This window comes from Acutalibacter sp., assembly GCF_056800975.1.
The window spans coordinates 1-10,851 of record NZ_JBQISV010000073.1 but is presented as its reverse complement, the minus strand read 5'-3'; the positions used below and the strand labels follow the sequence as shown (position 1 = coordinate 10,851).

Here is a 10,851-nt window from a genome sequence, read left to right as displayed (position 1 = left end):
GTCGATCACCGCCTTTTCAGCCTCTGTCATTCTGCCACAAATGAACCGCCAGCCAATGTGTATTTGGGTGGTGAAACCACCCTTTACACAATACATCTCAATAGGATTTGCACCTGGATTTTCGAGCAAATTCTGCTGTTTGCAACACAGTCAACAGTGAAATTTGCCAAAAAGGCAGGCGCAAACTCCTATTGAACCAAGTTCTTATACTGTGGCGGCGCTAAGAGCCTCCTCCAACGCCTCAGCCAGCTGGGCCGGGCAGGACGTCTTCTTCATGCCGCATTTAATGCCCTTGCAGCGTTTGATATACTCCTGCACGGTCATGCCCTGGGCCAGCGCGGCCACCCCCTGGGTGTTGCCGCTGCAGCCGCCGGTAAAGGTCACCGACTGGATGGTGTCCCCGTCCAGCACAATGTCAATGGCTCTGCTGCACACGCCCTGGGGTTTGTAGTGTATCTCCATGAGAATGCCTCCTTTGCTGTTGACTGCCTTTTACTTTAACAGATTTTCCCCGGTCTGTCAAGTGGAGCCTGGGGACAGGAGAATCCTCCCGCCTACTCCCCTTCCTCCTCTGCCAGCAGCTTCTCAGGGGTAAAGCTCCGGCTGGCCATATTGAACAGCACCACATCCGCTGCTGCCAGCACGGCCGCCGCAATCAGCAGCGCCACCATGTTCAGCCGGAAAATCCCTGTCAGCTGGGCCAGGTACAGCGCGGCCACCGGCAGAATCAGGTAGCCCATGGTCTGCAGCGATTCCCCGGTGCTGTGCACCCGTGTGACAGTCAACGCCACAAACACCACAGAAAACAGCGACAACGCCGGCATCAGCAGCACCAGTAAAATCAACCAGTCAAAGTTGAAAAACAAGGGCACTCCGGCAAACACCTCTGCAATCACCGTGGTGATTCCATATGCCACAAAGGCCAAGGCCGATATCACCACCGACAGCAGAGTGCAATTGGTCACCTTTGCGTGAAACACTGCTTTCACGTCCATGGAGGTGAGCAGCAGGGTCTCCAGGGTGCCGCTCTCCCGCTCGGTGACAAAGGCGTAGCTGGCTGAGGCCGCTGCTGTGAGAATGGGCACACACAAAAACAGCAGCGGACACAGCAGCTCGGTAAATGCCGCCAGCCAGCTCTGGCGGTAGTCCAGCTCTGCCGCGTACTCGGGCAGCAGCGCCAGCAGGGCCTGGGGCAGGCGGGCCCCCTCCTCCACCGGCAGCAGGGAGATGGCCGCAAAGTACACCGCCGGCAAAACCACCGCCAGGGCGATGGGCAGCAGAACCAACAGCGCCCGCTGGCTGTTCCGGGCCCAGATGGTTCCCAGGTCCTTGCGCACCAGCAGCAGCTCGGTGGAGGACAGGCCCTTAGCCCGCCCCTCCTTCGTTGCCCGGGACTGCCGCCGGGGCCTCTCCTCCTGATTCTGTCCGTGCCGTCTCTCCATGGAATACCGCCTCCCTCCGCCGTCCGCCGGCAAGATACGCGTCATAAATTTCTTCCAGGCCGGGCCGGATGACCCGGGCCTCATAGAGGCTCCTGCCCTGCTCCACCACTTTGGCAATCAGCCCGGGCATTTCGTCCTCCGACTGGATTTCCCGCTGCCACAGCCCATCCTCCAGCCGGAAGCCCTCGGGCCCGCTCTGGCCCCCGGCCAGCCGCAGAGCCGCCCGCAGCCGCACGCCGCCCCCCACCCGCAGGGGCTCCATGCCACCCCGGGCCAGCAGAACGCCCCGGTCCAGCAGGGCAAAGCTGTTGCAGACATGCTGGGCGTAGTTCATGTGTTGGGTGCAGAACAGCAGGCTCACCCCCTCCTCCTGCAGCACATAGCGCAGCAGCTCCTGCACCAGACCGGCGGTCTCCCGGTCCATGCCAGCTCCCTGCTCGTCCAGCACCAGCACCCGGGGCCGGTGCAGCAGGGCCCGGCACAGCCCGGCCCGGGTCAGGTCGCCGGTAGGCAGTTCCTGGGGACGCTTCTCCCGGTCGTCCCACAGGTTCAGCCTGCGCAGCAGAAAGGACGCCCGCTCCACTCCCTGGTCCTTGGGGACATGGTGGGCCCCGGCGAAAAACCGCAGGTTGTCCCACAGGCTCATGCTGTCGTAAAGCCTGGCGCTCTCCAACACCACGCCCATCATCCCGTGCAGCCGGGCAGACTCGTGGGAGGGCGACAGCCCCAGCACACTGCACGCGCCGGAGCTGGGCCGTCCCAGTCCGGCCATTAGCCGGGCCAGGGTGGTCTTTCCCGCCCCCTCCCGGCCCACGCAGGCCATCGAGCCCCCCTCCGGCACCTGGAAGCTCACCCCCTGCAGGACTGTTTTGCCGCCCAGAATTTTTGTCAGCTCATAGGCCGCGACCGCGTCCACAGCCCCGCCTCCTTTCTTAAAAAAGCCCGTCCCGGCTATCTTCTTACGTCCGAGGTCCCATGCTCCCGCAGATAGGTGGCCTCCAGGTCTGAGAGATGAAGCTTCACCGCCAGCGGATACTTGTCGTAGGCCTGGCTGATGGCAAAGCTGCCGCCCTTGGCCGCCTCGTCAAAGCCGCCCATATGCCAGCGGATGGCCACTGCCTCGGCGGGCTTCAGCCGCATGAACCGCTCGATCAGGTACACCGATTTTTCTCCGTGACCGTAGGGGAAGGCGTCCTCAATCATATAGTAGGGCTTCTTCTCCCACTGGCCGGTCTCCTCGTTTTTTACATTGCGGGTGGAGGTTTTGTAAAACTGGGCCTTGCACACATCGTGGAGCAGGCCGCATAGGGCAAAGCTCTCCTCGCTGTCGCCTTCGCCAAAAAAGTGCTCCCGCATCACCTGATACACATTGACGCTGTGCATCAGCAGCCCTCCCTCGCAGGCGCAGTGGAACTTGGTGCTGGCCGGGGCGGTAAAAAAGTCCGTGCCCTGCAGCCAGGCCAGAAACTGCTCGCAGCCCGGACGGGCCACATACTTTTCCAGGGTGCCCACAAAAACCTCCCGATAGGCGTCCAGCAAATTCTCCAAAACATTCCCTCCCATTCCAGACCCCACGGGCTGTCTGTGTCACACGCCGCGAAAGCCTTTTCCTATAATCTCACTGGTATTAGTGATGAACATAAAGCACTTTGGGTCCAGCTGCTTGCACTTCTGGCGCAGGTGCACGGCCTCTCCCCGGCGGCAGGCGATCAGCACCACCTTGCAGCCCAGATGGGAGTAGGCCCCCACCGCGTCGATCACCGTAGAGCTGCGGTTCAGCTGGGTAATAATATAGTCGCATATCTCCTGGGGCTTGCTGGTGACAATGGCGAAAAACTTGCACAGATTGATGTTCTCAATCACCGAGTCCACCAGAAAAGCCTTCATAAACAGGCCCAGCAGAGAGAACAGCCCGGTCCGCATTCCAAAAATCCAGCAGGAGGACAGGGCAATCAGGCTGTCGCTGACAAAAAGAGCCTTGCCGATATCGTCCAGACCCGTATATTTTTTCAGTATCATGGCCACAATGTCCGTGCCGCCGCTGGACGCGTTGCAGTTGAACAGCAGCGCCGAGCCCACTGCGGGCAGCATCATGGCAAAGCACAGCTCCAACAGGGGCTGGTCGGTAAAGGGGGCCTTCATGGGGCAGAGCTTCTCCAACACCCAGGTCTCCAGCGAGAACACCAGGCTGCAATAGGCTGTCCAAAAGCCAAAGCCCCGGCCCAAAAACACAAAGCCCACCACCAGCAGGACCATGTTGATTATCCACATCATGGTGGCCGGCGAGAGCCACTCCGCCGGAATCAGCTTGCCGAAAATAATGGCCAGGCCGCTGACGCCGCCGGTAGAGAAGTTGTTGGGGAACTTGAAAAAGTAGACCCCCAGCGACAGCAGTAGCACACCCCCGTTGATGAGCAGAAAATTCAGTACCTTTTCCCGGCTGAACAGCTGCCGGGGATGCTTGAGACTTTCCTCGTCCATTCCTCGATCCCTCCAGAATAATTTTGATCACCTATGCATTCTAGCACTGTTTTTGCCATTTTACAACCCGTTTTCACAAAATTTAAGGAATACGGAAGACCCTCCCCGGCGGGGGCGTCTTCCGTATTCCCATCCATGGCCAGGGGCTGCTTTCCGCCCCTGAACCTTATCCGATCAGTCCCTGCAAAAACTTCACCGCAGTAACAATGTCGCCTGCCGGGTCGTCGCCCACCTCACGCTCAATGGTGAGGAAGCCCTTGTAGCCAATGTCCTCCAAGGCTTTCAGATAGTTGGCAAAATCCACGTCTCCCTCGCCCAGAGGCAGCTCAATGAAGGAGCTGCTGCCCAGCATATCCTTCTCCTTCAGGCCGTACACAATCTCCGGCTCCACATACCGCAGCCGGCGGCCGTCCTTGGCGTGGGTGTGGACAATATAGTCCTTCAGAGTGTGCACTGCCTGCACCGGGTCGTCGCCGGTAACCATGACAAAGTTGGCCGGGTCCAGGTTCACCGCCACGCCGGTGGAATGCAGCCCGTCCAGAAAGCCCTTCAGGGTGACAGCGGTCTCGGGGCCGGTCTCAATGGCGAAATGAGCGTGCAGCTCATCCGCATAGCCTGCAAGCTGGCCGCAGGCTTCCTGCATCACCCCATAGCGGGGGTGGGACTTGTCCTCTGGCACCACGCCGATGTGGGTGGTCACCACATCGGTCTCCAAATCCTTGGCCATGTCCAGAATGCGTTTGCTGCGCTCAACCATCCCGGGGTTCTTGTCCGGGTCGTCAAACCTGCCAATGTCCCCGCACAGGGCGGAAACAATCAGCCCCCGGTCCTTCACAGCCTTCAGCAGCTCCCGGCGCTTTTCAGCGGTCATATTCTCCGGGGTCAGGTCCCCGTCTGTCACCCGAATCTGCACTCCGGCGAGCCCCAGCTCCTTGGCCTTGTCCAGGGCCTTTATGGTGTCCATCTGGAAGGATTCCAGCAATACGCCGATGGGAAAGGAATACATAATCTTGCTCCTTTTCTATATGATATAGTTATTCGCCCAGCGCGATCTCCCGGTGGGCTTCAGCCGAGTCGTAAATGGCCTGCATCATCTCAGCGGTGATGATCACCGTGTCGATATGGGAGGCCAGCTTCTTGCCGGTCTTGACGCAGTCCACAAAGGCGTCGATCTCGTTCTGGAAGTGGTCCCGCATTTTGAACTGGGGGGTATACTCCACCAGGGCCCCGTTCTCCGCAGTGTAATAGGTGAAGTCGCTGCCATAGTGCAGCCGGATGCCCCCCTTGTCCCCCATGAAGTCGATATAGGTCTCGCTCTCGCCGATATTCTGGGCCCAAGCGCCGTTCAGGGTGATCACCGGCCCCTCAGTGCGGATCATGCCCGTAACCGAGTCGTCCACATCGTACACGCCGCTCTCCTTATTGCTGCTGGCCTCGGCCCACATGTCCACATAGGTGTAGTTCTTCATGTCCCGCCCCAGCTTGCAGAAGGTCTCGCCAGTGACGGTTTTCACCTTGGGGTCGCCGCAGCAGTACATGACAATGTCCAGGTAGTGCACACCCCAGTCGATAAGCGCGCCGCCCCCGGCAATGGCCTTGGTGGTAAAGGCCCCGCCCAGCCCGGGGATGGACCGGTGGGCCCGGAAGCTGGCGTACACATGGTGAATGTCTCCCAGCTTGCCCTCGTCAATATACTGCTTGATACGGTTGACGCTGTCGTTAAAACGGTTGACCACGCCAATGTTCAGCACCTTGCCGGTCTCATGCTGGACCCTCTGCATCTCCTGGGCCTCGGCAAAGGTGCGGGCGGCGGGCTTTTCGCACAGCACATGCTTGCCGGCGCGCAGGGCGTCAATGGCGATCTGCGCATGGACATTGTTGGGGGTGCACACAGACACCGCCTCGATCTCGGGGTCGTTCAGAGCCACATGGTAGTCCTCAATGGGGGTGCCGCAGCCATATTTGTTGACAGCAGTAACCGCCCGCTCGGGGATGATGTCGCAGAAATACTTGATCTCCGCCTCGGGATTGTTCATATAGGACGGGATATGGGCCGTGTTGGCAATGGTGCCGCAGCCAATAACAGCAACCTTCATAAGAGAGCACGCTCCTTTTTCTGGGTGTTCCACCCGGGTTTACCGTGATTATACCCCATACGCCCCCAAAAAGCAAACCCCTTTTGAGAAAATTCCCTCTGGAACAGGTCCAGAAGAAAATTAGCTAAGTCCACAGTAAATTGTGCCCACACCGTCTCTCAGACCCGCCGCTTTTCGGTGCGCTCACAAAGCCTTACCCGCAGCACGGCCACGGTTCTGGCCTGGCGCAGGGTCAAAGTCCTTCCCCGTCAGGTGTCGGAGGACAGCCGCCAGACCCCAGACCTTTTCCTCATGGGCCTCCCACAGCTCGACCCTATGATGCCGCAACGGCCAAAAGAGCCCCTTCCAGGGAAGGAGCTCTTTCATTCTATCAGGCTGTGCAGGCAGGGCCCGGTCTCTTAAGCTTTCTTCTTCCTTACCGGAATCAGCAGGTCCAGCTGGGTTACCTCCGGCTCCCCCTCTGCCGTCTCCTGAATGTGGTCGTAAAAGTTCAGATGCTCCTCCAGACAGCCGTACATATCCTCCGGCGTGCCAGAGCCGTTGATTTCATACTCTTCACTCTCATACGCCCAGCCAAACAGCCACTGCCACTCGTGGAAGTTGCCCATCTGGATGCAGTGGGCCGCGTAGGTGCCCCCGGGGAAGCGTTTTTTCTCCAAGGGCGCGGGCACCTCCATGTCGTCCGGTATGGTCACCCAGAACTCATACCCATACTCGCCCCCCTCTGGCGGCGGGTTGGGGTGGTTAAAGCCGTACTGCCGCAGGCTGGCCCCGGTCCCCCACAGCTTCCTTTCCCGGGCAAAGTCCGCAATCATCTTCCCGGCGTGGTTCTCCGGCTCTGGGCCAATGTAATGGGCGGCGGCTACAGTAGCGGCGGGCAGGTGTACAATGCGCACATCCTTCAGCTTGGCGGCGTTTTCCTCCGCGCGGTTCAGGTCTTTCATGGTCTTTTGCTCCTTCTTCTTTTTTATTGGCTGACTGGGGAGAGACGTTTCCGCCGCCAGCCCTGCCAGGCCTGTCAGCCCAGCCAGCTGGGCGTCGTCCAGCAGCACCCGTTCCGCCGGAAGCCAATACTGGGTCTTCAGCGCGGCCAGCAGCTCGCTCAGAATAGCCCGTATGGTGTCCAGGGCCTCCTGCTCCGCGTCCACGCCGGCGATTTTCTTCTGAAAAACCCCGATCGCCGCCTGGGCGCTGGGGTCCTCCAAAATCAGCCGGATGTCCCCCAGAGACAGGCGCAGCTTGCGCAAAAGCACAATCTGCCGCAGCCGGGCCAAAGCCTCCTGGTCGTAGAGCCGGTATGCGTAGCCCTCCCGGCGGCGGCTCTGCACCAGGCCCAGCTCCTCATAATACCGGAGCATCCGGGTGGACAGCCCCAACGCCTGAGACACCTGGGTTATGGTGGCAAGGTCTTGGTCCATGTTGATCTCTCCTCTCTGTCCCCAGTATAAGGTGCGACACGGTGTTCAAGTCAAGAGCCAGACAGAATTTTTTTCAAAAATCACTTATCAAATTATATTGCGACAGGATAGCGGTTTTAATCCGTCCGCTCCCCCTCGTTCCCCCAGCGTTCGCAGAAGCGGCCGGCAAAGGCCGGAGGCTCCCCGTTGGCGTAAAGGTGGGACAGGTCCCCAAAGGAGGTCATGCGGAAATAAGCCGTGCCCTCCCGGCGCTCCTCAGTCACCACCGTGGTCACCGAGGTGGGGGCCGCCATGGTTCCATGCCACAGCAGCATGGGAGAAATATTCAGCAGATGGCTGAGCAGCACGCACTCCACCCCAAAGTGGCAGAAGAACACAATGGTGTCGTTATTGCCCTCCACTGCCTGATACAGGCTCCCGTTCCTGCGGTAGCCGTGGGATTCCAGCAGCTTGTCCAGCTCGCCCGCTACCCAGGCGTACTCCTTGGCCACATTGCCCGCAGCCATCACCTGAGGCTGCAGCCAGGCGTCCCGGCGGTAAAATCGCTCCTCGGGGGTCCAGTCCTGGGGCAGCCAGTCCCAGCAGATGTACTCCTCCCCCTTGTCCGGGCGGACGACAATACCCCTGAACTCCCGCAGCCAGGGGCATTCCTGGGCAGAGCGGCCCAGTCTTTCCAGGGTCAGGCTGGCTGTGTCCCGGGCGCGGCCCAGGGGCGAGCAGTAATAGGCCTTGGCCGGGGACTGGGCCAGACGCTGGGCAAGGAACTCCGCCTCGCGCCAGCCCTTGGGGGTGAGGGAGTCGATGGAGTAATCCGGGTCTCCGTGGCGGACGATGAGTATTTTCATAAGAGGCACCTCTCTATTCAGTATATCACTGATTATACTCCAGGCAGGGGGAGAAATCAACCTGCGAAGGCCGGCAAAAACACGCGGCAGGACTGCCCCCGGCCCAGCGAGCGCAGACGCGCTGGGCTTGCGCGGCTGCGGGGCTTGCGGAGCAAGGCGGCGAGCGGCCTGTCAGAGCCAGCTGCCCGGCCCTGGAAGCGAAAGGAATTTGTAAGCATTATTTCGCCAATATACATTGACAGACGAGGTATCTTGCGATATAATAAACCTCAGAAAGGAGGATGCCCAATGTCCATTGCGTCAGACATGATACGGGGACACACCGACACCATTATCCTGGCACAGCTGCTGCGGGGCGACAGCTACGGCTATCAGATCAACCGGGCCATTCAGGAGAAGACCGGCGGGCAGTTTGAGCTGAAGGAGGCCACCCTGTACACCGCCTTCCGCCGGTTGGAGCAGCTGGGCTGCATCACCTCCTATTGGGGGGACGAGACCACTGGCGCCCGCCGCCGGTACTACTCGGTTACCCCGGCAGGGGTAGAGCTGTACCACCGCATGGCCGAAGAGTGGGAGCAGGCCAAGGCTCTGATTCAAACGCTGATCACACCTTAGGGTCTGCCTGAAAAGAGAGAAAATCACAGACAGACGGCGTTTCCCGCTTTTCAAACAGGCCCTGACAGGCCGGAAACCGGCCGCATATTCTTAAAAGGAGTAAAAGGAGACGAGAGCATGGAGTACAAGATCCGCGAATACCTGGACCAGCTTTTTGAGAACGCCCCCCGCACCCAGCGGGCCTATGAGCTGAAAATCGAGCTGACCCAGAACCTGATCGAAAAATATTACGCTTTGGTAGGCGAGGGCAAAGAGCCCGAAGACGCTTTCAACCTGACCGTGATGAGCATTGGCGACGTGCGGGAGCTGTTCGCCCAGCTGGAAGACGACGAAAACGGCCAGCCTGTGCCCCAGCCGGTGTATTACCCCCAGGAGCAGCCTGACCACAAGCGTGCCCTGCTGCGGGCATTGACCGTGATGCTGTTCATCCTCAGCCTTGTCCCGCCCATTGCGGTCAACGCACTTTTCGACGACGGCTTCAGCTGGGTGGGGGCAATCGGGATGTTCGGCATGTGGGCCCTGGCTGTGGGGCTGCTGGTCTATGACAAGCTCACCCACCCCAAAAGCCCACAGCCCATTCCAGGCTCTGTGGTAGAGGACTTTCGTCAGTGGCAGACCCGGAAGGTCAAGAAAAAGCACTGGATTGCGGCCTTTAACGGGGCGTTCTGGCCTATGGTGCTGGCGGTCTACTTTCTGCTGAGCTTCAGCACAGGCAAGTGGTACATTACCTGGGTCATCTTTCTCATTGCCCCTGCTGTGGACGTGGTGGTCAACACCCTGCTGGGCGCGCTGATGGACCAGAATAAACTGCAATAGGGGGCTGCTGGGATGAAGCTGAAAAAGTCACAGATATTTATGATCATCACCTTCGGGGCCGCCGCCCTGCTGCTGACCATGGTGCTGGCGGCAGGCCTCTCCTCCGACCGCTTTGGATTTGGAGAAAAGGAGACCGGCCCCCGCACCCATGCCAACACCCATGACGTGGACCCGGTGGAGGCCGAGGTCACCGCCCTGGAAATCAAATGGCTGGACGGCCCGGTGACAGTAGGAGCCAGCCCGGACGGAATGATCCACATTACAGAGCGCAGCCACCGCCAGCTGAAGGAGGACCAGCAGATGGAGGTGACCGTCAAGTCCGGCGCCCTGTCTGTGCGCTGGGACAGTCAGTGGTTCCGGCGGTGGGTGAATATCGGCTGGTTCGGGATGCTGGACAAGGAGCTGGAGGTGCTGCTGCCCCCCTCCCTGGCCCAGGAGCTCACCAGCCTGAAGGTAGAGAACACCTCTGACAGCCTGACCGTTGCCGGGTGCCATGCCAGTGAGCTGGCCTTCTCCAATGTCAGCGGCGCCATTCAGGTGTCCGGCTGCGCGGCGGAGGAGCAGCTGAACGCCAGCACGGTCTCTGGGGACATCATACTCACCGGCACCACCTGCGACGAGGCCATGCAGCTCAACACCACCAGCGGCAGTGTGTCTGTGGAGGACGGATTCAGTCAGGAGCTGTCCATCAGCACTGTTTCCGGCGGGTGCCGGTATCACGGGTCCGCAAGCGCGCTGTTCCTGCACACTGTCTCCGGCAGCATGCAGGCAGAGTTGAACAACAGCCCCGATGAGGCCGGCATGGAGGCGGTTTCCGGCTCGCTGCGGCTGGCTCTGCCAGAGGAGACCGGGTTCACCGCAGAATTCAGCTCCGTTTCCGGGGCTTTCCGGACAGACTTTCCTGTGGAGTCCGCCAGCGGAAAGTCTGGCAAGGCCCGGTGCGGCACCGGGGCCGCAGCCATCCGGATGAGCACCACCTCTGGGGACATGTCCATTGAAAAGCTGTCGTGACCTTAGAGCTTGTACCGACAGAATATCGCATCAGTCTTACCGGCAAATACCGCCGTTGACATGGCTGCAAAGCCTGGTGGAGTGGCGAGACTATGAACAGGGCCTTGTTTTAAAACCGGAAACTGCT

General features: G+C 60.0%; 13 protein-coding genes. 4 read left to right on the top strand and 9 right to left on the bottom strand.

Going from position 1 to position 10,851, the window contains the following annotated elements; translation table 11 throughout:
- Positions 1-195, top strand: a 195-nt coding sequence (locus tag ACTO5E_RS08320; protein ID WP_482302949.1) for a hypothetical protein, incomplete at its 5' end; no start/stop codon positions are given.
- A gap of 9 nt (positions 196-204) precedes the next feature.
- On the opposite strand, the gene ACTO5E_RS08315 is transcribed toward ACTO5E_RS08320, so the two are convergent.
- The 9 genes from ACTO5E_RS08315 to ACTO5E_RS08275 form a co-directional block, all read right to left on the bottom strand.
- Entirely contained in the window at positions 205-462 is a 258-nt protein-coding gene (locus ACTO5E_RS08315) for a TIGR03905 family TSCPD domain-containing protein (RefSeq protein ID WP_482302948.1), read from the bottom strand.
- Positions 463-554: 92 nt separating this feature from the next.
- Positions 555-1,442, bottom strand: a complete 888-nt coding sequence (locus ACTO5E_RS08310) for an ABC transporter permease family protein (protein WP_482302947.1) — start codon at positions 1,440-1,442, stop codon at positions 555-557.
- A complete protein-coding gene (locus ACTO5E_RS08305) occupies positions 1,366-2,358 on the bottom strand; it encodes an ABC transporter ATP-binding protein (protein ID WP_482302946.1) in 993 nt (330 codons plus the stop codon). Before ACTO5E_RS08305 ends, ACTO5E_RS08310 begins: the two co-directional genes overlap by 77 nt.
- A 35-nt stretch (positions 2,359-2,393) precedes the next feature.
- A complete protein-coding gene (locus ACTO5E_RS08300; RefSeq protein WP_482302950.1) occupies positions 2,394-2,981 on the bottom strand; it encodes an HD domain-containing protein in 588 nt (195 codons plus the stop codon).
- Positions 2,982-3,029: 48 nt separating this feature from the next.
- Entirely contained in the window at positions 3,030-3,923 is an 894-nt protein-coding gene (locus ACTO5E_RS08295; protein ID WP_482302945.1) for a YitT family protein, read from the bottom strand.
- Positions 3,924-4,089: 166 nt separating this feature from the next.
- Positions 4,090-4,929 carry a sugar phosphate isomerase/epimerase family protein gene (locus ACTO5E_RS08290; RefSeq protein ID WP_482302944.1) on the bottom strand — a complete coding sequence of 280 codons (840 nt, stop codon included), beginning with the start codon at positions 4,927-4,929 and terminating at the stop codon, positions 4,090-4,092.
- 28 nt (positions 4,930-4,957) lie between these two features.
- A complete protein-coding gene (locus ACTO5E_RS08285; RefSeq protein ID WP_482302943.1) occupies positions 4,958-6,019 on the bottom strand; it encodes a Gfo/Idh/MocA family protein in 1,062 nt (353 codons plus the stop codon).
- A 398-nt stretch (positions 6,020-6,417) separates the two neighbouring features.
- Positions 6,418-7,437: a MerR family transcriptional regulator gene (locus ACTO5E_RS08280; RefSeq protein ID WP_482302942.1), complete on the bottom strand. Its 1,020-nt coding sequence runs from the start codon at positions 7,435-7,437 to the stop codon at positions 6,418-6,420.
- 116 nt (positions 7,438-7,553) lie between these two features.
- On the bottom strand, positions 7,554-8,282 hold the full coding sequence (locus ACTO5E_RS08275) for a histidine phosphatase family protein (protein WP_482302941.1): 729 nt from the start codon (positions 8,280-8,282) through the stop codon (positions 7,554-7,556).
- A gap of 288 nt (positions 8,283-8,570) precedes the next feature.
- On the opposite strand from ACTO5E_RS08275, the gene ACTO5E_RS08270 reads away from it, so the two are divergent.
- The 3 genes from ACTO5E_RS08270 to ACTO5E_RS08260 all read left to right on the top strand — a co-directional run bounded on the left by ACTO5E_RS08270 (position 8,571) and on the right by ACTO5E_RS08260 (position 10,724).
- Positions 8,571-8,897, top strand: a complete 327-nt coding sequence (locus tag ACTO5E_RS08270) for a PadR family transcriptional regulator (protein WP_482302940.1) — start codon at positions 8,571-8,573, stop codon at positions 8,895-8,897.
- A 117-nt stretch (positions 8,898-9,014) separates the two neighbouring features.
- Complete coding sequence (locus tag ACTO5E_RS08265; protein WP_482302939.1) at positions 9,015-9,713, top strand: permease prefix domain 1-containing protein; 699 nt, start codon at positions 9,015-9,017, stop codon at positions 9,711-9,713.
- A 12-nt stretch (positions 9,714-9,725) separates the two neighbouring features.
- On the top strand, positions 9,726-10,724 hold the full coding sequence (locus ACTO5E_RS08260) for a DUF4097 family beta strand repeat-containing protein (RefSeq protein WP_482302938.1): 999 nt from the start codon (positions 9,726-9,728) through the stop codon (positions 10,722-10,724).
- The last annotated feature ends 127 nt before the right edge of the window (positions 10,725-10,851 follow it).